21 protein-coding genes and 1 pseudogene are annotated in these 26,950 nt (G+C 43.7%); 15 read left to right on the plus strand and 7 right to left on the minus strand.

Annotated elements, in window-relative coordinates; translation table 11 throughout:
* A pseudogene (locus tag RM049_RS24635) lies at positions 1-210 on the minus strand (hypothetical protein); the annotation flags it as partial.
* A 38-nt stretch (positions 211-248) separates the two neighbouring features.
* Between RM049_RS24635 and RM049_RS24640 the strand changes: the two are divergent.
* The 4 genes from RM049_RS24640 to RM049_RS24655 all read left to right on the plus strand — a co-directional run bounded on the left by RM049_RS24640 (position 249) and on the right by RM049_RS24655 (position 6,158).
* Positions 249-551 (plus strand): acylphosphatase, encoded by a 303-nt coding sequence (locus RM049_RS24640; protein ID WP_322674686.1) that lies wholly within the window; start codon positions 249-251, stop codon positions 549-551.
* A 108-nt stretch (positions 552-659) separates the two neighbouring features.
* Positions 660-1,724, plus strand: a complete 1,065-nt coding sequence (gene speB / locus RM049_RS24645) for an agmatinase SpeB (protein WP_322706029.1) — start codon at positions 660-662, stop codon at positions 1,722-1,724.
* A 757-nt stretch (positions 1,725-2,481) separates the two neighbouring features.
* Positions 2,482-3,618 carry a hypothetical protein gene (locus RM049_RS24650; RefSeq protein ID WP_322706030.1) on the plus strand — a complete coding sequence of 379 codons (1,137 nt, stop codon included), beginning with the start codon at positions 2,482-2,484 and terminating at the stop codon, positions 3,616-3,618.
* A gap of 635 nt (positions 3,619-4,253) precedes the next feature.
* On the plus strand, positions 4,254-6,158 hold the full coding sequence (locus RM049_RS24655; RefSeq protein WP_322706031.1) for an adenylate/guanylate cyclase domain-containing protein: 1,905 nt from the start codon (positions 4,254-4,256) through the stop codon (positions 6,156-6,158).
* Positions 6,159-6,352: 194 nt separating this feature from the next.
* Here the strand turns inward: RM049_RS24655 and RM049_RS24660 are convergent, their stop codons facing one another.
* On the minus strand, positions 6,353-7,528 hold the full coding sequence (locus tag RM049_RS24660) for a homospermidine biosynthesis protein (protein WP_322706032.1): 1,176 nt from the start codon (positions 7,526-7,528) through the stop codon (positions 6,353-6,355).
* A 768-nt stretch (positions 7,529-8,296) separates the two neighbouring features.
* On the opposite strand from RM049_RS24660, the gene RM049_RS24665 reads away from it, so the two are divergent.
* The 4 genes from RM049_RS24665 (at position 8,297) to RM049_RS24680 (ending at position 15,393) form a co-directional block, all read left to right on the plus strand.
* Entirely contained in the window at positions 8,297-10,558 is a 2,262-nt protein-coding gene (locus RM049_RS24665) for a family 2 encapsulin nanocompartment cargo protein terpene cyclase (protein WP_322706033.1), read from the plus strand.
* A gap of 93 nt (positions 10,559-10,651) precedes the next feature.
* A complete protein-coding gene (locus RM049_RS24670) occupies positions 10,652-12,061 on the plus strand; it encodes a family 2B encapsulin nanocompartment shell protein (protein ID WP_322706034.1) in 1,410 nt (469 codons plus the stop codon).
* Positions 12,062-12,355: 294 nt separating this feature from the next.
* Positions 12,356-13,756, plus strand: a complete 1,401-nt coding sequence (locus RM049_RS24675) for a family 2B encapsulin nanocompartment shell protein (protein WP_322706035.1) — start codon at positions 12,356-12,358, stop codon at positions 13,754-13,756.
* Between the two features lie 83 nt (positions 13,757-13,839).
* Positions 13,840-15,393 (plus strand): NAD(P)H-hydrate dehydratase, encoded by a 1,554-nt coding sequence (locus RM049_RS24680; RefSeq protein WP_322706036.1) that lies wholly within the window; start codon positions 13,840-13,842, stop codon positions 15,391-15,393.
* A 46-nt stretch (positions 15,394-15,439) separates the two neighbouring features.
* On the opposite strand, the gene larC is transcribed toward RM049_RS24680, so the two are convergent.
* A complete protein-coding gene (gene larC, locus RM049_RS24685) occupies positions 15,440-16,729 on the minus strand; it encodes a nickel pincer cofactor biosynthesis protein LarC (protein ID WP_322706072.1) in 1,290 nt (429 codons plus the stop codon).
* A gap of 158 nt (positions 16,730-16,887) precedes the next feature.
* Between larC and RM049_RS24690 the strand changes: the two genes are divergently transcribed.
* The 3 genes from RM049_RS24690 (at position 16,888) to RM049_RS24700 (ending at position 20,060) form a co-directional block, all read left to right on the plus strand.
* Positions 16,888-17,547: an L-threonylcarbamoyladenylate synthase gene (locus RM049_RS24690; protein WP_322673399.1), complete on the plus strand. Its 660-nt coding sequence runs from the start codon at positions 16,888-16,890 to the stop codon at positions 17,545-17,547.
* A 405-nt stretch (positions 17,548-17,952) separates the two neighbouring features.
* Positions 17,953-19,173, plus strand: a complete 1,221-nt coding sequence (locus RM049_RS24695) for a HetZ-related protein (protein ID WP_322706037.1) — start codon at positions 17,953-17,955, stop codon at positions 19,171-19,173.
* Positions 19,174-19,583: 410 nt separating this feature from the next.
* On the plus strand, positions 19,584-20,060 hold the full coding sequence (locus RM049_RS24700; RefSeq protein ID WP_322706038.1) for a PD-(D/E)XK nuclease superfamily protein: 477 nt from the start codon (positions 19,584-19,586) through the stop codon (positions 20,058-20,060).
* Here RM049_RS24700 and RM049_RS24705 read toward each other — a convergent pair.
* Complete coding sequence (locus tag RM049_RS24705) at positions 20,032-20,889, minus strand: DNA adenine methylase (RefSeq protein WP_322706039.1); 858 nt, start codon at positions 20,887-20,889, stop codon at positions 20,032-20,034. The genes RM049_RS24700 and RM049_RS24705 overlap by 29 nt on opposite strands.
* A gap of 165 nt (positions 20,890-21,054) precedes the next feature.
* On the opposite strand from RM049_RS24705, the gene RM049_RS24710 reads away from it, so the two are divergent.
* From RM049_RS24710 to RM049_RS24720, 3 genes are all read left to right on the plus strand, one after another.
* Positions 21,055-21,261 (plus strand): DUF751 family protein, encoded by a 207-nt coding sequence (locus RM049_RS24710; protein WP_322673395.1) that lies wholly within the window; start codon positions 21,055-21,057, stop codon positions 21,259-21,261.
* A 119-nt stretch (positions 21,262-21,380) separates the two neighbouring features.
* Entirely contained in the window at positions 21,381-21,800 is a 420-nt protein-coding gene (gene rbfA / locus RM049_RS24715; protein WP_322706040.1) for a 30S ribosome-binding factor RbfA, read from the plus strand.
* Between the two features lie 845 nt (positions 21,801-22,645).
* A complete protein-coding gene (locus RM049_RS24720; protein WP_094347157.1) occupies positions 22,646-22,882 on the plus strand; it encodes a DUF4327 family protein in 237 nt (78 codons plus the stop codon).
* A 525-nt stretch (positions 22,883-23,407) separates the two neighbouring features.
* On the opposite strand, the gene RM049_RS24725 is transcribed toward RM049_RS24720, so the two are convergent.
* A complete protein-coding gene (locus RM049_RS24725; RefSeq protein WP_194046709.1) occupies positions 23,408-23,761 on the minus strand; it encodes a hypothetical protein in 354 nt (117 codons plus the stop codon).
* 341 nt (positions 23,762-24,102) lie between these two features.
* Positions 24,103-24,849: a 3-oxoacyl-ACP reductase family protein gene (locus RM049_RS24730; RefSeq protein WP_322673393.1), complete on the minus strand. Its 747-nt coding sequence runs from the start codon at positions 24,847-24,849 to the stop codon at positions 24,103-24,105.
* A 90-nt stretch (positions 24,850-24,939) separates the two neighbouring features.
* On the opposite strand from RM049_RS24730, the gene RM049_RS24735 reads away from it, so the two are divergent.
* On the plus strand, positions 24,940-25,548 hold the full coding sequence (locus RM049_RS24735; protein WP_322706041.1) for a TetR/AcrR family transcriptional regulator: 609 nt from the start codon (positions 24,940-24,942) through the stop codon (positions 25,546-25,548).
* A 520-nt stretch (positions 25,549-26,068) separates the two neighbouring features.
* On the opposite strand, the gene RM049_RS24740 is transcribed toward RM049_RS24735, so the two are convergent.
* On the minus strand, positions 26,069-26,473 hold the full coding sequence (locus tag RM049_RS24740; protein ID WP_322682317.1) for a response regulator: 405 nt from the start codon (positions 26,471-26,473) through the stop codon (positions 26,069-26,071).
* Positions 26,474-26,950 lie beyond the last annotated feature (477 nt).

A 26,950-nucleotide genomic window follows, 5' to 3' on the forward strand; every position in this document is an offset into this window, starting at 1 on the left:
GCCAGTACAGACATCGTGGCGATGATGATGACGATGACCGCCAGTACAGACATCGCGGCGATGATGATGACGATGACGGCCAGTACAGACATCGCGGCGATGATGATGACGATGACCGCCAGTACAGATATCGCGGCGACGATGATAACGATGACGAAGAGCGAGATTAATTTTGCAAGTTGGAGTTAAAAACAGGTTGTGTATACACAAACTAGGTAGACTGGAAATCGTAAAGATTAGACCAGTCTATGCACAATTCCACATCACTGCCAAAGATTATCCGCGCCCATGTATTCATTTCTGGCCGAGTCCACGGAGTAGGCTATCGCTATTCCACTGTCGATACAGCTAGGCAGTTGGGATTAACCGGTTGGGTGCGGAATCTCCCCGATAATCGAGTAGAGGCAGTCTTTGAAGGGGCGCGAGAGGTCGTAGATGATATGGTTCGCTGGTGTCATTCTGGGCCACCTGCTGCTGTAGTTAAAGATATTGTGGTTGAGTATGAAGAACCGGAAGGGTTGCGGGGATTTGAAGTGAAGCGGGTTGAGTAAATAGTTAGTCATAGACCGCTAGTTTACTGCCTGTGAAAAATTTTGATTACAATGCAGATGTCCACTAGGCGGCGTGCTGTCTATCCACGTAAATCCAGAAGATACTCAATGAGTAATCAATTAAAAGACTACAATCCCAGCGGCGTGGGTGAAATAAATGGCAACCTCTTAGGTTTGCCCTGCGATTATGAGTCTGCAAACTTGATTGTTTTTGGTGTGCCGTGGGAAGTCACTGTTTCTTATGGTGCTGGCACTGCTAATGGCCCACAGCGAATTCTAGATGCTTCGACTCAATTAGATTTGTTCGATTTCGATCACCCTGATGGTTGGAAGCAGGGAATTTTTATGGAAGAAATTCCCCAAGATATTTTAGAGAAAAACACATACTACCGCGCTTTAGCAGCAAAAATTATTGAGCGATTAGCCGAAGGTAAACAACTTTCAGATACACCAGATTTAACATCTGTCCTCACAGAAATTAATCAGGCTAGTCAACGGGTTAATCAATGGCTGTTTGAAAATTGTCAGGCAGCAATTGATAATGGAAAGCGAGTTGCAGTCATAGGTGGAGATCACAGTTCGCCTTTAGGTTATTTTCAAGCATTAGCAGCTAAATATCCAAACTATGGCATTTTGCACATTGATGCCCACGCAGATTTACGCGATGCTTATGAGGGATTTGAGTTTTCCCATGCGTCGATTATGTTTAATGCGATGAAAATACCGCAAATTACTAAGTTAGTGCAGGTAGGTTTGCGTGATATTAGTCATGATGAAGTACAAATGATTGACGAATCTGATAGTCGCATTATTGCTTATTACGATCCCGCTATTAAGCAAAAGCTTTACTCTGGCACAACTTGGATTGATTTATGCCGAGAAATTATTAGTCATTTACCTGAGTATGTTTATATTAGCTTTGATGTAGATGGCTTAGATCCAAAACTATGTCCGAGTACGGGTACTCCTGTTCCAGGTGGGTTGGAATTAGAGCAAACTTTTTGTCTGTTCCGAGAATTGGTCAATAGTGGAAGAAAAATTATTGGCTTTGATATCTGCGAAGTTGGTGATGCGGAGTGGGATGGTAATGTGGGAGCGCGGGTAGTTTACAAGCTGGCAAATTTGATGGATTTATCAAACAGAATTCAGGAGTCAGGAGTCAGAATGGGCTAAACCTTAGCTATCCGCTAACACAATTAATTCTGTACGACACTTCTCTACGTTCGCGTAGCATCTGTCTGCGATACGCTACGCGATCGCCAACGGCATGGCTTCTCTACGAGAGTCCGCGATAGCGCAGCAGTAGCCAGTATTAAAGCGTCGCGTGTGAACAAGAAGTTTTAAAACCCCCACTAAATTAACGTGAGTTCGACAAGCCCTTTTTTGACCTCTCCCCCAACCCCTCTTGGACACCCAGAGGGGAGCCAAAACTCTCCAAGAAATAAATTATCCAATCTTGTGGGGTGGGCATCTTGCCCGCCTTTGACTATGGGCGGGCAAGATGCCCACCCCACAATAAATAGTTGTATATTTTTTTATTTGGAAGTCCCTAATACCAATTCTATTAACGATCGCAACACATCCTTGAGTAAAGACGTGATGAATCGCGCCTGTACAAATGCTCTATTTGTCGCATTTTTTTTGATTGGTATAACGTCTCTGAAAAAGAAGATTTAGTGCTTTTCAATCAGTGGCGGGTCTGTAGCAAGATCCCACAGGGTATTCCCTACTGATTGTTCTGACTTGTGAATTATTCTTCAACCAGAATTTATATAAGGAACAAACAATCAGTACATTAGCGTCTGTCTCTATATCTCTCTGAAAACACAAATACTAAACTAATTCCAAGTGCTGAAGTTCTGGAATTATATACTTTATTGTCTACTTAGTGGCTGGATACTATTTTTAGTTATATTTTACTAGGAAAATCATGCTGAAAAACTACTTTAACACCAATCAAGGGCGAATTTTCACTGCTTTGATTTTGACTGGATTTTTGTCTGTTGCTAGCGGTTTAACACTTGTAAAAGGTGCTACGGGGGCTTCTCTTAATTTATCGCTAGAAACAAGCAATGAAGTTCTCAAAGACAATATTAAACCAAACCGTTTGCCACGTCCAGTAGCTAATGCGGTACTGCGCGATTTAGCCCGCAGGCAGGGAATTTTTACTAGACAACTGCAAATTATTGACTACAATCAACAGACTTGGCGCAATGGTTGCTTGGAACTGCCTCAAGCTGATGAATTCTGTACCCAAGCCTTAGTTCCTGGTTGGCGGGTTGTGGTATCTAATGGCAAACAAAACTGGGTTTATCATACCAATAATAATGGGCGATCGCTACGTTTAGCTTCGGCAAATACTCCCTCAGAAAATCTGCCAAATAAATTACCCACATCTGTAAAAAATGTGGTTTTACAAGCCGTATCCAAACGTTTGCAACAGCCAATTTCTCAGTTAACCATTATTGAGGCTCAACAGCAAACTTGGAGAGATAGCTGTTTAGAATTAGCTAATCCTGATGAATTCTGTACCCAAGCTTTGGTATCAGGCTGGCGGGTGGTTGTCGGCGGAGTCGGTCAAACCTTGGTTTATCATACTAATCAAACAGGTTCCGCACTCAGGCTGAATCAAAAGGCTAACGAAACTACACTGGGGCCTGTGCAAATTCCAGCTAGTGAGTTACCACCACCGTTAGATCGAGATATAGTATTTCGCCAAATCTCCAGTGGGGGTTTTGCTGGCAGAACCTATGAGACTGTTTTACTCAAAGATGGGCGACTGATTCGCGTGCGGATTGGTGATGCTAATGATTCTGAACGTAGTGTTCGCCGCGTTTCTGTGCAACAGGTACAACAATTTGTGCGATCGCTAGAACGTTCTCAGTTTAGTAAATTTCGGAATTTGAGTTACCCAGCCCCCAGTGGTGCTGCTGATTACATCACCTACACCCTCACCAGCCAAGAAGGTACGGTTCAGTACAACGATATTTCTCAAAATAACCTGCCAAAGAATTTACAGACAGCAGTCAAAGCCTGGAATCAAATTGTCGCCAGCGCACAATCATAAACTTCATTGATGGAATTGAAGAATAAGAGAGTGGCGGGAACCTAGCTACAGAGTCGCCACTCTCTTATAAAGTGATGGGTTTAAAATTTCATAGATACTGGCGATCGCGCTATCTTGAAAAATCAATTTTCAAGATAGCGAAACTAATGAAAGGTGTTTACGGCAATATTTGGTTGAAATACTTATTTAATTCGCCGTTTTGTAAAATACCACATAGGATTAAAATTAAACATGAAGTCTACTGTTAACAAGCAGCTACTCGAACAGCAATATTATATTAAATTGTCAATCCCCCAAAAGAAGTAACTTAAAAATATTAATCAAGCTTATTTAGTTTAAATTGGGTAAGCAAGTTTTTAGTAAGGACTAAAGTGCTTATTATAAAATCTCTTGCACTAGCTTAGACATTCGACTAGTACAGCACGACGGAAATCTAGCTACTATCTCAATTAACTAGATAAGTTGCTCTGAACAACTTATTAAAGGTAGGCAAATTTCCGCCACAGCGAACTAGTATTTTTTGCTCAAATATACTCGATTAAGGTGAAAAAATAGCACGCTTAATCAAGTAATATAAACTTAGTAAAAAAATATTTTGGAAAAACAGGCTTGTATATTAATCAAACATTAATTACATGGAACAAGTCATTACTTCAATGCCAGATGCTTTGTTAGTAACCAGTAATTCAGGAAAAATAAAAAAAGTAAATCATGCTGCTCAACAATTATTTGGTTTTCAGGAAGAAGAATTAATAAATCAACCAATATCATTAATTATTGATGAGGATCAATTTTTAATTAAAGCTATTTGTCAACATTTTTATTTAAAGCATAATGCCCAAAATATAGAAGTGGTTTGTCGAACCAAAACTAGAGAGAAACTATTGATTGCTTTTTCTTGCTCAGTGATTCCCAAAAAAACAGAAGGGCTAGAAGATATTGTCTATATTGGTCGGGATATTACTGCTTGGCAACGCCGAGAACAGCGTACAAGTGCCCAGTATTCTATTACTCGCATATTATCAGAATCACAAAGCATAAAACAGGGAATTCCCCAAATTTTGCAGTCGATTTGTCAAAACTTGGGATGGGATTTAGGCGAACTTTGGACACCAAGCCAATATATTGGCACTTCCCTACAAGGAGATAGTCTTAATGCAGTACTAAGGTGTGTAGAAATTTGGTCAAGTCGATTAGTTTCTGTCCGAGAGTTTAAAGCAATCACTTGGCAAACTACTTATATACCTGGTGTTGGCTTACCTGGTCGAATTTGGATCAGACGTTTACCTTTGTGGATTAAAGATATCACAGTAGATGGAGATCAAAGGCGATCGCTACCGGCTGCGGAGGCTGGATTGCACGCAGCTTTTGGCTTCCCCATTTTAGACGATAGTGAAATCTTAGGAGTGATGGTTTTCTTTAGTCGGGAGTTACTACCAAAAGATAAAGACCTATTGCAAATGATGGGTTCTATTGGTAGCCAAATTGCCCAATTTATCAAACGCAAACAAGCAGAAAATGCTCTTGTAGAAAGTGAAGAGCGATATCGAGATTTATTTGAAAATGCTAATGACTTGATTCAATGTGTCAATCCATTTGGTCGGTTTTTATATGTCAATCGTGCATGGCGAGAAACTTTGGGATATAGTGAAGCTGAAATTGCGAATATGAGTATTTTCGATATTATACATCCAGAGTTTAAACAAAGCTGTTTGCAAAGATTTTATCGCGTACTATCAGGAGAAAACCTTGGGCAAGTAACAGCTATATTCGTTACTAAAGACGGCCAAACAATCTTTTTAGAAGGTAATATTAATTGTAAATTTGTTGAAGGTCATCCAGTTGCGATTCGCGGCATTTTTCGCAATATAAGCCAGCGAGTAGCAGCAGAAGAAGCACTTCGTTATCAGCAGAAAGAAACCGAACGTTTATTGCTGAATATTTTGCCAGTCGCAATTTCTAGAGAAGTGAAAGAACAACCAGCTAAAATTGCCGAAGATTTTGCTGATGTCACAGTTTTATTTGCAGATATCATTGGCTTCACCGAAATTGCTACTTTTATGAGTGCAATTCAACTGCTGAACCTACTCAACCCAATTTTCTCAGTTTTCGATCGCCTCACCGAACGATATAGTTTAGAGAGAATCAGAACCATTAACGATGCTTATGTGGTGGTTGGTGGCTTACCTACACGCCGCCAAGATCGTGCTGAAGCGATCGCTTTGATGGCACTGGATATGCAAACTGCGATCGCTCTATTTAATACTGAGAATAACCAAAATTTCAGCATCCGTATCGGCATCGATAGCGGTTCGGTAGTCGGGGAAGTCATCGATCTGAATAAGTTTACTTATGAATATAAAGACACGGTAAACATCGCTCGCTCTATGGAATCGCAAGGTGTTGCTGGTAAAATCCAAGTTACAGAAAATACTTATAAGTGCTTGTGTGATGAATTTGTATTTGAAAAACGAGGCGAAATTGAAGTTAAAGGTAAAGGGAAGATGACAACTTATTTGTTGATTGGACGGAAGGGATGAGGGCATTGGGCATTGGGCATTGGGCATTGGGCATTGGGTATTGGGCATGGGGCATGGGGCATGGGGAAGAGACAAGGTAGACAAGAAAAAAGGAAAAGACTTGTTCAATAATTCCCCCTTGTCCCCTTGTCCCCTTGTCCCCTTGTCCCCTTGTCCTCTTGTCCCCTTGTCTCCCCTGCTCCCTGCCTATTCCCTTAATGAGTATTCGGAATCAGCCGTCCACAGGGATAAGTTGCTGTTGGCTGTGAAGCACTTTCAGCAACTGCTGCTGGAATCCGATCTGATGGTTGGGTTTTGGCTGCTAGATAATCTTTTTGCAGTTTATCTAAAATGGCTTCTCGCCTGTCGTATATACGCTTCAGGGGACGAGGCTGGCATTTGTTTAACACATACGCACTCACCAGTGGTAGAGCGATCGTGCTATCGGTATAACAAACGATTGTGTTAGGTAACTCATCCGGGTCAATTTTACCCCAGCTGACAGCTTCCGATGGGGTCGCCCCAGATAAACCGCCTGTATCTGGACGTGCATCGGTAAACTGCACAAAATAATCGTGTCCTCGTTCTTCCAACCCCAAAACTTCGTGAAGTTGCGGTTGAGTTTGTAGCAAAAAGTTTTTAGGACTACCGCCACCAAGAATTACAGCCGCACTTTTACCTCCTGATTCACGGGCATTATATGCGATCGCTGCTGTCTCATTCACGTCAATTGATGGATCGATTACCAACTGCGAACCTTCCAATGCTAAAGCCGCCACGTTCATCCCAATTGAGCTATCTCCAGGAGAAGACGTATAAATCGGTACACCGTATTCATAAGCTGTAGCTAGCAAGCAGGAATGCTGCACACCCAATTGCTTTTCTACTTCTCGGACATATTTACCTAGTAAATGGTGAAACTCAGCCGTTCCCATCCGCTTTTGAAACGCTTCTCCTTGGAGAATCTTGCGGATGAACGCATCAGTTTCTAGCAGCACATCGTAACCAAAAATAATGTCATAAATGCGGATCGTGCCTTCTTGACGAAGTTTCACATCATCCAAAAACGGATTACCAGCAAAGAGTTCAAAACCCAATCCGTAGTGCATATCGTGGTAAAGATTTGCACCAGTGCTAATCATCCAGTCAATAAAGCCGTTGCGAATTAAAGGTGCAAGCGCTGAAACCCCAAATCCTGCTGGCGTCATCGCACCGGAAAGGCTAACTCCCACCGTGACACCTTCCGTTAGGACATCGCGACTCAGTAGTTGGCAGATTTCCCGCAACCGCGCTGAGTTGTAAGCGGTGAAGTATCGATCGATCAAATCCACTACACTGATATCATTTGATATCGGTGTAGGTGCAATTTTTTGACCCAGCTGTTTAGACATTTTGGCACTCCCGAACAGTAAACACGCCGAATCTAATAGTATCTAGCTTTCACCCAAAGTGACAGCAATACTTTTTTACCACTAGCTTGAAAAAATAAGTGAGCAGTAGGAGAAGAAAACTTTTTCAACCCTTTTGGGATTTTCTTATGATTAGCTGTCTTGAAACCTTATAAGTATTTCACAGGCATATTAGTCACATTGCTGCAAAATCGCACCATAGCTTTACTAGCACTGGGTTGTAATCCAGTGTGTGCGATCGCTTTTTCGGTTTTGGAATAGTGATGCCTTAATGGACATTAGTTGCAAAAATTAACAATTAGTATTTTTTCTTTAATAACTATCTTAAATCTTTTAACTATCTGCTTAACTGTCTTAACTGTCTTTTAATTCTTCAATTTTTGATTTAACTATTTGTTTAACGGTCTTAACTGTCTTAAGTGTCTTCTAATTATTCAATTTTTAATTTAACTATTTGCTTACAGCTTCAATGTACGGCTTGCTTTTTATTTACAACTATGAAAAGTTATGAGAACACCACAATCTAGTAATTAAAATTTATTTGCCAACAACTCCAAATATTAGTCCTATAGTTCGTTACTTAGATTATGAGCATCTTAATAATATTATCGCCTTGAAACGAGCCACCACAAGCAAACCAAATGTGGGGATCTAGCTGGATGGTGATGATACTTGCGAACTGCAACAATGCTCAGATCGTCCACGAAATAAAGATAGCAAGAAGACTCCAGAGGAGGTTTAGCGCAGATCATGCAACCCTTTGAACTGCCAGAATTTTACACGCCTTGGCCCGCACGGCTGAACCCAAACCTGGAAGCGGCACGAGTCCATTCCAAAGCGTGGGCCTACGAGATGGGGATACTTGGCTCAGAAGAAGAAGCACAAAGCTCGGTTATTTGGGATGAACATACATTCGATGCCCACGACTACGCCTTGCTTTGCTCTTATACCCATCCAGATGCGCCGGGAGCGGAGCTTGACTTAGTAACCGACTGGTATGTTTGGGTATTCTTCTTCGACGATCACTTCCTAGAAATCTATAAGCGCACCCAAGACATGGCTGGGGCAAAGCAGTATCTTGACCGACTGCCAGCGTTTATGCCAGTGCATCCCACTGATACCCCTTCCGTTCCGACCAACCCAGTAGAGCGCGGCTTGGCTGATTTGTGGTCTCGCACCGCCTTTACTAAATCTGTGGACTGGCGACTTCGATTCTTTGAGAGTACCAAGAACCTCCTAGAAGAGTCTTTGTGGGAACTCGCCAATATCAACCAAGATCGAGTCGCCAACCCTATCGAATACGTCGAAATGCGCCGCAAAGTTGGTGGCGCTCCGTGGTCAGCGGATCTCGTCGAACACGCCGTGTTTATAGAGATTCCGGCCGAAATCGCCTCGACTCGGCCAATGCGTATCCTCAAAGATACGTTTGCCGATGGAGTGCATCTTCGCAACGACTTATTTTCCTACCAAAGAGAAGTGGAGGATGAAGGTGAGAACGCTAACTGCGTGCTGGTCTTGGAGCGCTTTTTAAATGTCAGTACTCAGGAGGCAGCTAACCTCACTAACAAACTGTTGACCTCGCGGTTATACCAGTTTGATAACACTGCTGTCACCGAGTTGCCCCCCCTGTTTGAGGAGTACGGACTAGATCCAGTGGCTCGTGTGAACGTTCTCCTTTACATCAAAGGACTCCAGGACTGGCAATCGGGCGGTCACGAGTGGCACATGCGATCGAGCCGTTACATGAATAAGGGAGGAGACAATTCTCCAACATCTACGATTCTGGGAGGCCCCACAGGTCTAGGCACATCGGCTGCGCGTATTCAATCGCTATACGCCGCCTTGGGTTTGGGAAGGTTCAAGAGCTTTACTCACATTCCATACCAGGCTGTGGGACCGGTGACACTGCCGAAGTTTTACATGCCCTTCACTACAAGCTTGAATCCCCATCTGAATGCTGCGCGGAAGCATTCCAAGGAATGGGCGCGCCAGATGGGGATGCTGGAATCACTACCTGGGATTCCTGATGCCGTCATCTGGGATGACCACAAGTTTGATGTTGCCGACGTAGCCCTTTGCGGTGCGTTGATCCATCCGAATGGATCTGGTCCTGAGCTGAATCTGAGCGCGTGCTGGCTTGTTTGGGGAACCTATGCCGACGATTACTTCCCGGCACTCTACGGAAACAACCGCAACATGGCTGGTGCGAAAGTGTTCAATGCCCGACTGTCAGCGTTTATGCCTCTGGATGACTCCACTCCAACCGAGATTCCGACCAATCCGGTCGAAGCCGGCTTGGCAGATATTTGGTCTCGCACCGCTGGCCCCATGTCCGTAAACGCGCGGACTCAGTTTCGCCGCGCAATCCAGGATATGACTGACAGCTGGGTGTGGGAACTCGCCAACCAGATCCAAAATCGGATTCCCGACCCGATAGATTATATTGAGATGCGTCGTAAGACCTTTGGCTCGGATCTGACCATGAGTCTGTCCCGACTAGCTCAGGGCAACGAGATCCCGCAGGAGATTTACCGCACCCGAACAATGCGATCGCTCGATAATTCCGCCGCCGACTTCGCCTGTTTTACCAACGATATCTTCTCCTATCAAAAAGAAATCGAATTCGAGGGTGAAATCCATAACTGTGTGCTGGTCGTTCAGAATTTCCTCAACTGCGGTAAACCACAGGCCGTTGAAGTTGTCAACAACCTGATGACTTCTAGGGCGCTACAGTTTCAACACATCGTCGCCACCGAACTGCCAGTTCTTTTCGATGATTTCGACCTGGATGCAAGTACCCGCAAAAAACTGCTCGGATACGTCAAGAAACTAGAGCAGTGGATGTGCGGCGTACTCAAATGGCATATAACGGTAGACCGCTATAAAGAATTTGAATTGCGTAGTACGTTAGCAGGGCGGCTACTTAGCGGGCCCAGAGGGCTGGGTACTTCAGCTAGGCGTATTGGCTCGTCGATCGGTCAGGGGAGTCTCAAGTCATTACTCGGTCAATGAAGTTAGGTTTTCTTGTCGGTGAGTTAATTCAAGGTCAGTATGCGATCGCGTGAGATCAATTTTTTTAGTAACTAAAAAGTGGAGGATTAAGTTGTGACGTATTCTAACGACCCCAATTTGAATGTAGAAGATCAGCAGCCCCATTTAACTTTAAGTACAGCAGCGGCGCGGAATTTGGCGACAACAGCCAAATCTGCACCGCAAACCCAGGAAATTACATCGCGGTGGTTATTGAAGTTATTGCCGTGGGTGCAGACAAAAGGTGGGGCCTATCGGGTTAACCGTCGGCTGAGTTATTCCGTGGGTGATGGACGGGTGACTTTCACCAACACTGGAGCTGCGGTGCAGGTGATTCCCCTGGAACTTACTGAGTTGCCGTTGCTGCGAGGGTTTAACAACCTTGATGTATTGATCGGGTTAGCAAACCAGTTTGTTCAGCAGGAGTACGCTCCAGATGATGTAATCGTTGAACTGGGCCAGCCTGCCGATCGTGTCATTCTAATTGCTCGTGGTAAAGTCAACAAGATTGGTGTTGGCAAGTATGGCGAGCAGATCGTGTTCGATGTGTTAGCTGACGGCGACCATTTCGGCGATGAAACTGTGGTGCAGTCGGAGGATACTTGGCAGTACACCCTCAAGGCGATTACCAGAACCATAGTTTTATCGCTGCCTCAAGCGGTGTTTGAGAGGGCGATCGCTCAGTCTGAGGCGTTGCGAACTCATGTTGAACAGTTCCGCGTTCGCCTGAGCCAGCCACAGACTCCCCAAGGTGAAGCCGCCATTGAACTGGCAGCCGATCATCCCCAAGAAGCTGAGTTGCCGGGAACCTTCGCCGATTACGAACTCAAACCTAGAGAATATGAGTTGAGCATTGCTCAAACGGTCTTGCGAGTAAGTACGCGGGTAGCCGATCTGTACAACGAACCGTACAACCAGACAGAAGAACAACTGCGGCTGACTATTGAGGCATTGCGGGAACGTCAAGAACACGAGCTGCTCAACAACCGCGAATTCGGGTTGCTGCACAACGCCGACCTCAAACAGCGTATCTACAGCAGTAGCGGCGCACCTACTCCCGATGACCTTGACGAGCTGTTAGCGACAGTATGGAAGGAGCCGGGATTCTTCCTAGCTCACCCCCGCACGATCGCTGCCTTCGGTCGTGAGGCCAACCGCCTGGGTCTCTATCCACAAAGCGTAGATGTGAATGGCGTTCAGGTCACATCTTGGCGCGGCGTACCCATCTTTCCTTCCAGCAAGATCCCCATCACCAATAACCGCACCAGTTCTATCCTTTTACTCCGCACTGGTGTAGAAAAACAAGGGGTAATCGGCTTACATCAAACTGGTATCCCCGATGAATACCAACCCAGCTTGTCTGTTCGATTTATGGGCATCAGCGAAAAGGCAATCATCTCCTACCTCGTCACCGCCTACTACTCCGCAGCCGTCCTCACTCCTGACGCACTTGGCATCCTCGAAGATGTTGAAATTGGGCGCTAAATACCAGCAGTGGTGAGTGTTGAGTGGTGAGTGCTGAGTGGTGAGTGCTGAGTGAGTAAAATTAGGGCTGACTAGACCTCTTGCATAAATCAAAAATAAGAAAGAACCCCACCCCGCCAAAGCTACGCTTTGTCTCCCCTCCCCGCTTGCGGGGAGGGGTTGGGGGTGGGGTGTTAGGGACTTTTGCAAGAGGTCTACTGTTGATACTCCGCAAGAAAGTAGGCGGTCTTTTAACTCAGCACTTGGAACTCAGCACTGAATGGCACTTTTATTAATAACTAAGAGGATGGGGTGATGACGGATTTTATTGAATCAAATTTAAATGTTGAGAGTGGACAACCTCAACTGAGTTTGAGTAAAGATGCTGCGCGTAATTTGTCCACGACCACCAAATCTGCACCACAGACGCAGGAAATTACCTCACGATGGTTGTTGAAGATGTTGCCGTGGGTGCAAACGAAGGGTGGGACTTATCGAGTTAACCGTCGGTTGACCTATACGGTGGGTGATGGACGGTTAAGTTTCTCTAACACCGGAGCCGAAGTGCAGGTGATTCCCCAGGAACTTGGTGAGTTGCCCTTGCTGCGAGGATTTGACGACACCGAGGTGCTGAGGGCGTTGGCAAGTCGGTTTGTTCAGCAGGAGTTCGCGCCTGGTGATATCATTGTCCAGTCAGGTCAGCCAGCCAATCAGCTTTTTTTGATCGCACATGGCAAGGTAAACAAGATTGGTATTGGCAAGTATGACGAGCAGCCTCTATTGGATATGCTAGCTGACGGTGATTATTTTGGCGATCTGTTGGAGTCAGAAAGCAATTGGAAGTTTACGGTCAAAGCTGTGACCCGATGCACCGTATTGGCGCTACCACAACAGGCATTTCGAGAACAGCTCAACCAGTCGCAGGCGTTGCAGGCTCAGGTTGAGCAGTTTCGGACTCGCGCAGAACTTCCACAAAACAAGTATGGGGAAGCTGCGATCGCGTTGTCAACTGGTCATAGTCAAGAGACGACGTTACCAGGAACATTTGTTGACTACGAACTCTCACCCCGCGAATATCAGTTAAGCATTGCTCAGACTGTGTTGCGAGTAAGTACTCGCGTTGCGGATCTGTACAATCAACCATACAACCAAACGGAAGAACAATTGCGGCTGACGATTGAGGCATTGCGGGAACGTCAAGAATACGAGTTGATCAACAACCGCGAATTTGGATTGTTGCACAACGCCGACCTCAAACAGCGCATCTACACCCGCAGCGGCCCCCCCACTCCCGATGACCTGGATGAACTGGTCACTCGTCGGCGGAAGCCGAGGTTCTTCTTGGCTCATCCCCGCACTATTGCAGCCTTCGGTCGCCAGTGCAACCGTCGAGGCATCTATCCAGACACCATAGACATGGATGGGAGCAAAATAATCACGTGGCGCAATGTACCGATTCTGCCCTGTAACAAGATCCCGATTACTAAGAATCAAACCAGTTCTATCCTTATACTCCGCACTGGTGAGAAAGATCAGGGCGTGATTGGCTTACATCAAACTGGTATCCCGGATGAATACCAACCTAGTTTGTCCGTCCGATTCATGGGCATCAGCGAAAAGGCCATTATCTCCTACCTTGTTACAGCCTACTACTCCGCAGCTGTTCTCATCCCCGACGCACTTGGCATCCTTGAAGATGTGGAAATCGGTTTGTAACTTTTTTGAGTGGAATATGAGTCAATTTTGGTAGTGTCAAAATAAGAGTTAATACGAAACTCATAACTCACCACTCAAGACTGATGCAAGATAGGCAAGAACAAATTTCGCAAGTGGTAGTGACTGCTGGACAGATGCGCGATATTGAAAAGCGGATCTTTGCAGCGGGAATGCCTGTAGTTGCTTTGATGGAAAAGGTAGCGGGATTAATTGCTCGTCGCATTCCAGAAATTCCTGCAAACACCCCTTTGTTAAGGGGATCTCGTGTGGGAATTCTTGTCGGCCCCGGTCATAATGGTGGCGATGCTTTAGTCGTAGCTCGTGAATTATACTTTCGCGGGTATGAGGTTTGGATTTATTCTCCTTTTTCTAAGCTTAAAGAATTAACTTCGCAGCACTTGCAATATGCCCAGAGTTTGGGCATTCCAATTTATCAAACAATTGAGCAATTGCCAGATTCGGATTTGTTGATTGATGGCTTGTTTGGATTTGGTTTAGAAAGAAACCTGACCGATCCCATCGCCTCTGCAATTAATCAGCTAAATGAATTATCTATACCGATTTATAGTATCGATTTACCTTCAGGTTTACACACCGACACAGGTGAAGTCTTGGGAACTGCCATTCGCGCCACTCACACATTTTGCTTAGGTTTATGGAAACTCGCTTTCTTCCAAGATCGGGCGTTGGAATATCTCGGTAAAGCTGAGTTAATCGATTTTGATATTCCTTTAGCTGATGTGGAAGCTGTTCTCAAAGATGCACCTAAAATTAAACGTATTACACGAGCAAAGGCACTTGCTACTTTACCTTTACTCCGTCCAGCAGTTACTCACAAATATAAGGAAGGACATTTACTGCTGATTTGCGGTTCGCAGCGCTATGCAGGTGGGGCGATTTTAACTGGTTTGGGTGCTAGGGCTAGTGGTGTCGGGATGCTTTCGATTGCCGTACCCGAATCCTTGAAATCTCTTTTGGTGTCACACTTGCCAGAAGCACTAATTGTCGGTTGTCCAGAGACGGAAAGTGGAGCCATCGCCCACCTACAATTACCACAAAACACCGATCTGAGTTCCTTTAATGCGATCGCTTGTGGCCCCGGTTTAACACGAGATGCTACGCCCATTGTCCAAGAAGCGATCGATAGCGATCGCCCTTTGCTTCTCGATGCCGATGGTTTAAATATCTTGGCACAAATGGGAGCGATCGCCACATTAAAAAAACGCCAAGCAGTAACCGTACTCACACCCCACACTGGCGAATTTGAACGATTGTTTCCTGATGTCGCCGATGCCAAACATGACAAAGTGAAAGCAGTACAGGAAGCTGCCGCCGAAAGTGGGGCGATAGTATTGTTAAAAGGGGCAAGAACTGCGATCGCCAACCCTCAAGGTGCTGTTTGGATTGTTCCTGAAAGCACACCCGCCTTAGCCCGTGGCGGTAGCGGCGACGTGTTAACTGGTCTACTGGGTGGATTGTTGGCGCAAACAGCAATGAAGCAGATTCCCATAGAAGATATTGTCGCAACTGCTGCATGGTGGCATTCCCAAGCAGGTATAATAGCTGCCCAAGAGCGTAGCGAATTGGGTGTAGATGCGTTTACATTGACACAATATTTGCTAAAAACTCTAACTTAGTCAAATTCCTCGTTCCCAGTCTCCGATTGGGAACGAGGAATTGGGATCAGGCATCGATCATCAAATACCAACGCTGTAGCGCCAACTGGTGAATTTCGCGCCAGGGAATATTATGTTTTCGGGCTAAGTCTGCACAATCTTCATATTCTGGCTGCACATTTGCAATAACTTTTTCTGGCGATTGCCCTTTCCATGCTACTTTGACACGCACTTTGCCATATTCCGTTTCCACTTGTTGAATTTCCCGTTGTAAAATGGCGCGTTGCTGAGTTGTGCGCCGAATGCCTAAAGTTGTAGTTTCGCGGAAGATGACAGCTTCACAACTGAGTAAATTTTCTGGATGACAAATCACAGTTAGCAAAATTCCCAGACGCGACTTTTTCATACCGATCGCTTGGGTAAAAACATCCAGCGCACCAGCAGCAAACAACGCCTCAAACGCATAGCCAATCGCTTGTGGATTCAAATCATCAATTTGGGTTTCTAATACCGAGATGGTTTCCAAATTTGAGCTAGTTTCTTCAGAATCACTGAAATTTGACTGCAAACTTGCGCTTTCACCCAACCAGAGGCGTAAAATATTGGGAATGGGTAAATTGATGGTTCCTGCTCCCAATCCTATCTGCTTGATAGCGATCGCAGGTGGTGAACCAAAATCTCTTGCCAAAGTAGTGGCGATCGCGGCTCCTGTTGGTGTTACTAATTCTCTGTCAATGCCATTACTATAAACTGGACAACCCCGCATTTCCCACAGCTTTAATACCGCTGGTACTGGTACTGCCATCTGACCATGTGCAGCCCGAACAGTGCCGCCACCAGTCGGAAACGCCGAGCAGTAAAGTAGGGGCAATCCTTCATCATTGCTCGCAATCCCCAACCAATCCAACCCCAGGCAAGTACCCACAATATCTACGATCGCATCTATAGCACCAACCTCATGAAAATGAACTTTTTCAGGTGAAATGCCATGCACCGCCCCTTCTGCCACCGCTAGCTGCCGAAATACCGCCAAACTCCAAGCTTCTGCCCGTGATGGCAACTGAGCTTTGAGAATCATCTGCTCTATTTCTGGCAAGTGGCGTGTGTGATGGTGACTGTGTTCGCCATCGTGGTGATGGTGGTGATGGCGATCGTGTACTAAATCCACATAGACTTTAGTTGCCGGTTGACCATTCCGTTGGACAAGTTCTGCCCTTAACTGATATTCCTGTTCAATACCCAACCCATTAAGTTTTTCAATTAAATACTCCACAGGAACACCCAAACTTACCAAAGCACCCAGGCACATATCACCAGAAATTCCTGTCGGACATTGAAGATAAGCGATTTTATTCATAGTCATTAGTTATTAGTCATTGGTCATTAGTCATTAGTCATTAGTCAAGAATAATTTTTTATTCTCCCCAATCCCCAGTCCCCAGTCCCCAATCCCCAATCCCCAATCCCCAATCCCCAATCCCCAGTCCCCAGTCCCCAATCCCCAATCCCCGTCCTATGGCAAAAATTTTCCCAGTTCATCCGGATAATCCTCAAATTCGCCGAATAGAGGAAATAAAGTCGGCGCTCTCTAGTGGCGCAGTCATGCTTTACCCTACTGATACAGTCTATGCGATCGGTTGTGATTTGAATGCTAAGTCGGCGGTAGAACGAGTGCGGCAAATTAAACAGCTAGCAAACGATAAACCATTGACATTTTTATGTCCCTCGCTTTCAAATGTGGCAACTTATGCCTTCGTAAGTGACACAGCTTATCGGATTATGAAACGCCTGATTCCAGGGCCATACACGTTTTTGCTCCCAGCTACGAAGTTAGTACCGCGATTGGTGCAAAGCCCCAAGCGGAAAACTACTGGAATTAGAGTACCAAACCATACTGTGTGTTTGGAGTTGCTGGCAGCCTTGGGCAATCCGATTATTTCAACTTCAGCACATCTGCCACCAGATGAAGCAGATAATGGCATGATTCGGATAGATCCTGAAACGATTCAGTCGCGGGTAGAGCTATTCGATCGTTTGGATAAGTTGGTAGACATAATTGTAGACACTGGCGAGGAACCTACATTTGAAGTATCTACCATCCTAGATATGACCGGAGACGAAGCAGCAATTATACGGAGGGGTTTAGGTTGGGAAGCAGCAGCAGCATGGGTATAAGAATTCCACTTCACAGGCGCACCTCTTTGTTTCGGAAATTGTGATAAAAATAACTCCAGTTTTCAAATTGTCATATTTAAAAGCGATGTTTAGGATGGGCTGTTCGGTGAGGCAGTGGATATAAGAGGATGGTGGCAAAACTTGCCACAGTAAGGTATTTGACAACTTTCAGAAAATGGCGGGTACTCGTGTGCCAGCGTTGAGATGGTGGCTTGTGAACAAAACCGACACATTGCCAGAACTGTAACTCTTTCGTATTTCCTATAGTTTTGATATATGAGCTTTAGATGTGAGCATTATATACGGCAAGTCTTGATGGATGAATGCCTAAAGATTCACAAGCCTTGGACGGTCTTGATTGCTGTGTCTGCGTTGTAATTACGGTGCAATACTACTGGAAAAGTCATGAAAGCTAACGTCGTCAATCTACCAAACTCTACACCCATTTTTGAGAACCACGTTTCAAATGAAGAATTTTCAGATAGCAGCAGCGATCGCTTGATTCAATTGCTGTCTGAGGAAATGCAAGCGCAAGTGAAAGCAACACCCAAGTGTGTAGAAGCTTTAGCAAAGCGCATAGCCGTAGAAGTAGAACGCATTTGCGATAAAAGCTCCCGCATTCAAACATCTGGGGAAATCAAGTCTTGGCAGATGACGTTGGGAAGGCATCGGATGCAAAAATGCTTACGTTACTACCAACTAGGTTCCAAACAAGGGCGGGTGGAATTACATAGCAATTTGGGTGCTATGGTTTACCGTCATGTAACTATATCTGGTTCGGAGTTGGGCTTTGATGCTCGTTACAGCCTGATTGAAGATTTTTTACAAGCATTTTATATCGAAGCAATCAAAGCTTTCCGTAGAGAAAATGAACTACCAGAGAATCACACGCCGCGTACTCAGCTGCAATTAGCTGAATACATGGCTTTTACAGAACAGTATGCCAAACGCCGGATCAATTTACCTGGTGGTGCAAATCAGCAATTGATTATCTTGCGGGCCCAAGGTTTTGCTCGTCGTCAGCCCCAAGAAACCACCGTGGATATTGAAATGGCGGTAGAGTCTGCTAAGGGTGAAGAAGCAGAATCTTACCAGCGTAACTCGGCGGTGCAGCAGCTGCGATCGCAAATGATTGCCCAAACTAATTTCGATCCATCTGAAGAATCAGAACGCGATCGCGTCATCACTGAATTGATGAAATACCTGGAGTCTCAAGGTCAATCTGATTGTATGAACTACCTCAGCTTGAAACTTCAAGACCTTTCAGCCCCAGAAATCGACCAAATTCTTGGTTTAACCAGCCGTCAGCGCGATTATCTCCAACAGCGCTTTAAATACCATGTAGAAAAGTTTGCCAAACAACACCATTGGCAATTAGTACATCAATGGTTAGGCGCGGGTTTAGAGCAAAAACTGGGTTTATCTTCCCAGCAGTGGGAAATCTTTGTAAATCAACTCACAGAACAGCAACAGCAAATATTAGAGTTAAAAACTGCACGGGAAAACGACATTGCGATCGCCAAAGCCATCAAATGCACCCCAAAACAGCTACAAAAGCGCTGGACTCAACTTTTAGAAATAGCATGGTCTATCCGCAACGGTCATACTGAAGCACAAACAGGTTGAAGCCAAAGTGAAATAACTAAAAACCATTATCAAAGCTTATGACTGGGACAAGGAGCGCGAATTTAGCTTATACACCAAGGACAAAATTTCATTAATTCGTAGCGAATTCTTTGCGTACCTCTGCGCTTCCCTCTGCACCCCTCTGCGTTTAAATTTCACCCCTCAATTCGCCGCAATCTTCCACAAATAACTCTTATCTGAATTTATCTAAATTACTAACTCCTTCCTCATCCAAATTATTAATACATTTGTATTTATTTAGTACAAAAATACCAATATTTTCCGATTTTTCACCCATTAATCCAACCTTGTTTACATCAAAATCAAAAATTCATATTAAGCAACTGAACCTTTTTTCGTACTTCTGTGAAATCCTATAATAAGCAGGACTTTTGGCAGAGGGATTGAAGATGGCTCTGACTCAAGGCGGACGGGCAAATAAGTCTGGGAATATTTTAGAAGCAAATGTAGAAGCAATCTTGCATGGGCATAATTATTTCCAAGTAGGGAACTATGTCCAAAAAGAATTTATACTAAATGCTACTTTATTGCCAAAGCGTTATGGCAAAGAAGTCTATATTGGAACTGGAATTTATCATACCTATCTGAAGGTTGATTTTTATGTTGTCGGCTCATCTGCAATGCCATCTGGTTTAATTTTTGAGTGCAAATGGCAAGAAAGCCCCGGTTCAGTTGATGAAAAGTTTCCTTACTTGAACATGAATATTCAGCACTATTACCCAGCACCAACTATCGTAATTTTAGGCGGTGAAGGTATGCGAGAAGGCGCAAGCCAATGGCTGAAAGCAAGAGTTAATGATAACCATAATTTATTAGCAGTTTATAGCTTAGATAGATTCATTGCTTGGGCAAATAAAAATCTTTAAAAGATGTAATTAATAGTTCGTTAATAACACCTCTCTTTTTTATGTTTGAGTTAATTGAACGTGCTGCTTTAATTTGGTAAGTTTCAAAATTGATATCAGTATAAATTTTTTGAATAAATTCACTATCAGAATTGCATACCATAACTTTGACACCACGACTTGCTAACTCTGCACAAGTATCTCTTAAAAGTTCTTGGTCTTTTTGACTAAAAGAATTTTGACTATAAGCAGTGAAATAGCTAGTATCACTGATAGGATGGTAGGGCGGATCAAAAAATACAAAGTCATCACTGCTAGTCGCATGATTTAGAACTTCTGTAAAATCTGCTTGTTTAATTTCTGCATGGAAAAGTGCTTCGGAAGCAGCTTTTAGTAAAACCTCAGCACAAATATTGGGATTGTCATATCTGCCTAATGGCACATTGAATTTTCCCTGTGAGTTGACTCGATAAAGACCATTAAAACAAGTCTTATTAAGATAAATTAGACGAGCCGCTTTTTCTATATCAGTACCACTAGAGTTGTTTCTGACACTATAATAATAATCTTTATTATGTTGGATTTTATGCTGTTTTAATAGAGAAATTAATTCTTCTACACGGTCTCTAACACAACAATAAGTGTTAATTAACTCGGCATTAATATCAGTTAAAATGGCTGCACTTGGTTGGAGATAGAAAAAAACAGCACCACCACCTAAAAATGGCTCATAGTAATTTTTATAACTCTTCGGAAAATAAGGAATATATTGCTGTATCAACCGACTTTTACCCCCTGCCCACTTCAAAAATGGACGCGGACTAGTCTCCTTCGAGGCTTGAATAACCATTTACTTACAATTTAACTGAAAATAATTATGACTAAATAAAGCCAATATAACCGACAAGCCAAATTTTAGATTAACTGGCTAATTTTCCAGCCGCATATATTACAATTGAGTAGATAAAGCATATCAAAACAAACGTAAGTATATAACAAGGCAGTTTAAATTCAGATGTTTGACGGATTTTGGGATAACGTTTTTCGCTACCCCCGGTACTTAATTACGATCGTCTTAGGCTTGTTTTTGAACACCTTTGCGCCATTAGTGCCATTGTTGAAACGCCCTATCACCTCGATCGCTATCTTGGGTTTATTTGTGAGCAGCCTAGTCTTCCTTACTTTCACCCTACGGGCAATGCTGGGCTTGAGTCCAATCTAGACTAGCGTTATATCGGGGCTGTGCCCCACAGACGGTTGCTTTTGGCGTTGCTCCCGCTAAGTACTGTCTATTCTGTATCTATTTTTGTCGTACAACCTCTGTGATGAGGCGAAATTTTTATGGCTACAAATCGTCGGGTTTCCCGCGTTGCTGAACTGATCAAACGGGAAGTTAGCCAAATGCTGCTTAACGGAATTAAGGATGACCGTGTTGGTACCGGAATGGTCAGTGTGACTGATGTTGATGTTTCCGGCGACCTGCAACACGCCAAAATCTACGTCAGCATCTATGGTACAGATGAAGCTAAGGTAGAAACAATGGCAGGCTTAAAGTCGGCTACAGGTTATGTCCGCAGCGAACTGGGGGCGCGAGTACGGCTACGTCGTACACCAGAGGTGATATTTCTCGAAGATCGCTCTATAGAACGCGGTAATAAAGTATTAGCACTACTAAATCAACTTAACCACGATCGCCCGCCAGAAAATCTGGAAGCAGTAGAAGACAGCACTGTTCAAAATGATGAAGAACTCTCCGAATAAGTAACTAAAACAACAATGTAACTTCAGAACAATTAATCTCAGCAAATCCGCCAAACAGTTTACAGACGTGACTAGATCGCGTCTGTTTTAATGTGAACATAACCTAATTCAGCAAGACACTTCTCTTGTTTTAGGCGAAACAAGGTTTAAACATTCTTCCTTGCTAAAACTCTCTTCCTTGATGGGTGGAATATTCACTAATTCTGAAATTCTGACTCCTGTTTATGTGTATCCTGATTACGAATTAGAGTATTACTCGACCCTGACCCTTTTACAGATGTTTTTCAAAAGAAAATGGGATGGTGTTAGTGCTGAAATTAACTAAGAAATTACAGGCTTACTTAAGAAATTGTTAACAAATGCTATGGTTAAAGGCTTCGTAGTATACTTCATCCGTTATATTTTGTAACACTTTATACCTAATTAACTGACAAATATTATTGTGTTGTTTACCTTAGATCAATACCCGCAGTTATAGATCCAGCTTTTAAGGTGATTATTTGATATGTAAGCGATGGCGATATAAACCCTTCCCACCCACCAAATCTTGCCTAAATACAGTAATGGCAAGACTTTCAGACTTGTGGCATCAAAGTCATACAGTTACATAAGCAGGTTAAGTTAACTACTTGGAATTTTTTTTGTAAAGCGGATTTTCGAGTAATGTCAGGATTCGTTGACTTTCTTAACATTTCTTGAGATAATTTCAGGAGATGTAGCGTCAAAATAAAAATAGTTCCGTATAGCAAACTACAAAATCTTAGCCACAAGTCTAATTTCTGTAATGTTTGTTCCTAATTTTTAACGGGAACACTATCGTAAGTGTTAATTTGTGAGTAAAAACCATGAGTGTGAATACGGTGCCTTCTATCAATTACTACTCTCTAGATGTGATTCAAGACGAAGCACGCCGACTGGTGCAAAAGGGAATGGTTAGCCGACAACAGCCAATATATAGCCTCTGCCAATACATTCCAGCGAGAGAGTGGGTTTGCGTTGAATGTGAATTAGAGAAATGTGACTTTTTGTTACGCGATCGCATTGGCGACCTAATTGGTCGCGAACAGTGGGACAACGACTAATCAATGTTTGATGTTGGGTTTGGGATTGGGAGTTTGTTTTTGATGTGTAGATTTCACCATCAACGATTCAACCCTCAATCTAGGGGAATAATCTCTAGTTTTTTGATGAGCATTACTCTATATAGAATCTTGCGTTATTGATTAATACAGAAGCATTTGAGTCTGAATTTATACAACTTTTCAAGTTAAAGAAGGCATCAAAACCATTTGTTCTGTACATTTGGTGTCACGGCTTGAGTTTAGTATGTAAATTCTGTGAAGTTCCTACATCGATCCGATAGAAGTGTAGGAACTTCACTTTTGACTCGCAATTTATGGCATCGCTTCCCTCAAGTAAGTGATAAGCTGCTTGCTGTTCAAAACCAAAATCCGTCTAGAAAAGTTTGCTAAGTCGGGCTAACCGACACCAGTTGCGACAACAAAGGGAACTTCGCCAGCAACTGGCTCAACTTTCACAAAATCCAAAATTTTTATAGTATTTTTTCTGAAAAAATCTCGAAAAGAACAGAAAAATTGGATGAACTATTATCCTACTTGCTCTAAATATTGATTAATGTCTTCAATGATGCGAGTAAGTTCAGCCTCAGTAGTCAAGCGAATGTTGACATTGCGGACAGTCAGCAAAACTTTGGCTGCAAAGGGTGTTGGCCAGATATTAGGATTACAAAAAACTTCTAAAAATACTTCACCCGTATAACGATATTCCAGGGGAGGCTGGGGAGTGACTCTACCACCGCCAGGAGTGGGTTTAGCGGCGATCGCTTTTAGGCGTTCCATCAGTTGATCCGTCGCTGTTTTTAATTCTCGTGCTGCTTGGGGTGAAAAACTGAAGGAGACTGAACCCTCAATCAAGTTCAATGTTAGAGGAATTGAAGACATATTTTTTTGATTAAAACTTCTTGATAAGTACTTATATTACCGGAATAAGGGGTTTGAATCCCACTCTGATAGTTTGCGGTGTCTTCTTCAAAGACCATTATTACCGTTGCGGGTAATTCGTTAGTCTGTCAAGACAAGTATTCTGTCCTGGGTAAATAAGTTTGTAGTAAGTTAGCGCGGTCTTCTCCCTTTGGGAGAGGCTAGCGCCAAGGGGGTTTCCCCCATGAGCGACTAACGAACCCGTTCGCGCATCGTCTTTGTTAGGATGAAGTGCTTACTACGTAACAGGCTTTCATTGGCTTGCAATCACAGTATTACCTGGTCGTTTTGTTACCGCCGAATTAGGCTGTGAAGCCACCATCAATGTTCAGACTCGCACCAGTAACGAAACCGGCTTCTGCACTGGCAAGATAGGAAACCATGTCGGCTACTTCTTCACTCCGACCATAGCGCTGGAGGGCAGTCATACTTCTCATAGTGTCGGCAAAGGAACCCTCCGCTGGGTTCATGTCGGTATCCACCGGGCCGGGTTGGATATTGTTTACTGTGATGCCACGAGGGCCGAGATCGCGGGCCAGACCGCGCGTAAAACTTGCGATCGCACCCTTGGTCAAAGCATAGACGGAACCACCAGCAAATGGCATGATGTCACTGTTGACGCTGCCAATCATAATAATCCGTCCGCCCTCGCCAATATGGCGGACAGCCTCTTGAGTTGCCACAAACACGCCCTTAATATTAACCGCGATGATTCGGTCAAAATCATCTAATGAGAACTCGTCGATAGTAGCCAAAGTGGCGATCCCCGCATTGTTCACGAGGATATCGAGACGACCAAAAGCTTTTACAGTCTCGGTGACAGCATTTTTCACCGCTTCAGCATTGGCACTGTCGGCGCGAATAGCCAAAGCTTGCCCACCTGCTGTTTCGATCGCTTGCACCACCTCATCGGCTTTTTGCGGCGAGCTAGTGTAGGTGAGGGCAACAGCTGCGCCATCCTGTGCAAGACGTTTAGCGATCGCTGCCCCCAAACCGCGTGAGCCACCTGTTACCAATGCCACCTTTCCAGTAAGTTTTTTGTTGCTCATAGTATTCTTTTGTCGTTAAACTTTTGTATCGTCTGGTATAGATATAAAGCATGGGGGTAAGCCTGTCAAGAAATTATTATACTGATGAGTATGAAACAGGAAAAAACCACTGCCGCCATAGGCCGACCCCGCGAGTTCGATACCGATGAAGCGCTCAATCGTGCAATGTATGTGTTCTGGCGCAAGGGTTATCTAGGCACATCCCTCTCGGATCTGACCGAGGCTATGGGCATTAATCGTCCTAGCCTTTACGCCGCCTTTGGGAACAAAGAATCTCTATTTCGCAAAGTGCTGGCTCGCTATGCCGACGGGCCATCAGCTTATCTTCGTGAGGCTCTCAAAGAGCCAACTGCGCGCCAGGTCGCCGAGCGGATGATGCACGGGGTCGTTGACTTGGGAACCAATCCGCACAATCCACCCGGATGTCTCTGGGTTCATGGCACGCTTTCATGCGGAGATCCAGCCGATCCGATTCGGCAGGAATTGTCTGCACGCCGAAAATCGAGTGAAGCTTCTGTGCGTAAGCGTTTCGAGCAGGCGATTTCGGAGGGGGACTTGTCGGCTGATTGCGATCCAGCGGCTCTCGCCCGCTTTGTCGTGACGGTCAATTGTGGAATATCAGTTCTGGCAGCAACCGGAGCTACCCGAACGGAACTCCTGCGGGTTGTGGAGACAGCGTTGCAAGCGTGGCCGCAGTAAAGATAGTGCCTATTTGGTATCACATGGGCAAACTGTCAGATTTCGCTCCTCAAATTTTGACAATTTTCTGAAAAAACTATGAGCTTCCTTATCTTTATCAAATAGTAAATAACACTCATTAAGCCGATCGGTTATTTAGAGGAAATACAGACTACTGATGGTTTTTATAATGCTCGCAAACCTTATAAGTAGCGATCGCTCATAAACAAAGAAAAAGAAAACTCATTTTTAGTCTAGAATCTTTGTCAAACATAACATCGTTTCAAATCGAGCAGATAGAAAAATGAGAGAGTATACAGATAAATAAACTAACAGACTTAAATAGATAATTGTTTATTTATTTTTAATCAAAGGTAAATTTTAGTTAATGTCTTAATGAGAAAATTTCCATCTAAGTACGATCGGGTTTACACTCAAACAAACTTATAACTCTCAAATAACCAATTCACTTTTAGATGAGGAACATGAGGCAGATAAGGCAAATAACAAATAAAAACCGACAAATGACTGCATTTTTGTGTTAATTCTTATAAGAAGCAACCAAATCTGCGACGATCGCAACTAGTTCTCCGGGATCGACTGGTTTAGGCACATGAGTTTGAAAACCCGCTTCCAAAGCACGGCTACGATACTCGCTATCACCATAAGCAGTTAAAGCGATCGCGGGAATTTTTCCATAAATATCAGGCTTTAGTGCTCGGATCTTGCGGATCAGGGTATAGCCATCTTCATCAGGCATTGCAATATCACAAATCAAGACATCTGGTTGCAACTCAGGTAATACTTTCAATGCTACCGCTGCCGATGCAACTGCCATAATGGTGGCTCCATCAGCTTCCAACACAGTAGTAATGTAAAAGCGGCTATCATCATCATCATCAACTACGAGGATGTTTAAGCCAGCAAGGGGAAGAGCAGGTTCCATAACATCTCCATTAATGTTGATCGAATGAAATGTATTTCCAATGAGCTGCTTATTTTTTCTCTATCACCATACCATTGGTAATTTTACTGCGATCGCGCCTATTTTCCTAGAATATAACTCAATTTGTCTAGTCACCATTTAATTGATACTTAATTATTCACTGGTATTTATAATTATTGACCGGATAAAATTATGTTATTGTTTAAATTCCTTTACATTAAAAAATTAACTTTAACTATTCGTTAAAGTTTAAAAATAATCTTGCTAACTACTGACTACTTTATTACTAACAGGTTTGGATTCAATACTCTTCGGATAAACCCAATAATCTCTTTTTTGGTCTGGGGAAAGGTTAAAGGGCAAAGGGGGAAAGGGAAAGGTAAATTCAAACCCTTTCTTTTTCTCCTTTTACCCTTACCCGAAAAGTATTAGGTTTGGATTTTGATGGAGCTTGAAAAAAGTCAAAAAAATAGACAA

The organism is Nostoc sp. DedQUE04, from assembly GCF_034530995.1.
In the GTDB taxonomy this organism is placed as follows: domain Bacteria; phylum Cyanobacteriota; class Cyanobacteriia; order Cyanobacteriales; family Nostocaceae; genus Nostoc.

Bases quoted from the DNA above. Each gene is read 5' to 3' on its own strand.
- RM049_RS24640 (WP_322674686.1), top strand. From the start codon at position 249: ATGCACAATTCCACATCACTGCCAAAGATTATCCGCGCCCATGTATTC.
- speB (WP_322706029.1), top strand. From the start codon at position 660: ATGAGTAATCAATTAAAAGACTACAATCCCAGCGGCGTGGGTGAAATA.
- RM049_RS24650 (WP_322706030.1), top strand. From the start codon at position 2,482: ATGCTGAAAAACTACTTTAACACCAATCAAGGGCGAATTTTCACTGCT.
- RM049_RS24655 (WP_322706031.1), top strand. From the start codon at position 4,254: ATGGAACAAGTCATTACTTCAATGCCAGATGCTTTGTTAGTAACCAGT.
- RM049_RS24660 (WP_322706032.1), bottom strand. From the start codon at position 7,528: ATGTCTAAACAGCTGGGTCAAAAAATTGCACCTACACCGATATCAAAT.
- RM049_RS24665 (WP_322706033.1), top strand. From the start codon at position 8,297: ATGCAACCCTTTGAACTGCCAGAATTTTACACGCCTTGGCCCGCACGG.
- RM049_RS24675 (WP_322706035.1), top strand. From the start codon at position 12,356: ATGACGGATTTTATTGAATCAAATTTAAATGTTGAGAGTGGACAACCT.
- RM049_RS24680 (WP_322706036.1), top strand. From the start codon at position 13,840: ATGCAAGATAGGCAAGAACAAATTTCGCAAGTGGTAGTGACTGCTGGA.
- larC (WP_322706072.1), bottom strand. From the start codon at position 16,729: ATGAATAAAATCGCTTATCTTCAATGTCCGACAGGAATTTCTGGTGAT.
- RM049_RS24690 (WP_322673399.1), top strand. From the start codon at position 16,888: ATGGCAAAAATTTTCCCAGTTCATCCGGATAATCCTCAAATTCGCCGA.
- RM049_RS24695 (WP_322706037.1), top strand. From the start codon at position 17,953: ATGAAAGCTAACGTCGTCAATCTACCAAACTCTACACCCATTTTTGAG.
- RM049_RS24700 (WP_322706038.1), top strand. From the start codon at position 19,584: ATGGCTCTGACTCAAGGCGGACGGGCAAATAAGTCTGGGAATATTTTA.
- RM049_RS24705 (WP_322706039.1), bottom strand. From the start codon at position 20,889: ATGGTTATTCAAGCCTCGAAGGAGACTAGTCCGCGTCCATTTTTGAAG.
- RM049_RS24710 (WP_322673395.1), top strand. From the start codon at position 21,055: ATGTTTGACGGATTTTGGGATAACGTTTTTCGCTACCCCCGGTACTTA.
- rbfA (WP_322706040.1), top strand. From the start codon at position 21,381: ATGGCTACAAATCGTCGGGTTTCCCGCGTTGCTGAACTGATCAAACGG.
- RM049_RS24720 (WP_094347157.1), top strand. From the start codon at position 22,646: ATGAGTGTGAATACGGTGCCTTCTATCAATTACTACTCTCTAGATGTG.
- RM049_RS24725 (WP_194046709.1), bottom strand. From the start codon at position 23,761: ATGTCTTCAATTCCTCTAACATTGAACTTGATTGAGGGTTCAGTCTCC.
- RM049_RS24730 (WP_322673393.1), bottom strand. From the start codon at position 24,849: ATGAGCAACAAAAAACTTACTGGAAAGGTGGCATTGGTAACAGGTGGC.
- RM049_RS24735 (WP_322706041.1), top strand. From the start codon at position 24,940: ATGAAACAGGAAAAAACCACTGCCGCCATAGGCCGACCCCGCGAGTTC.
- RM049_RS24740 (WP_322682317.1), bottom strand. From the start codon at position 26,473: ATGGAACCTGCTCTTCCCCTTGCTGGCTTAAACATCCTCGTAGTTGAT.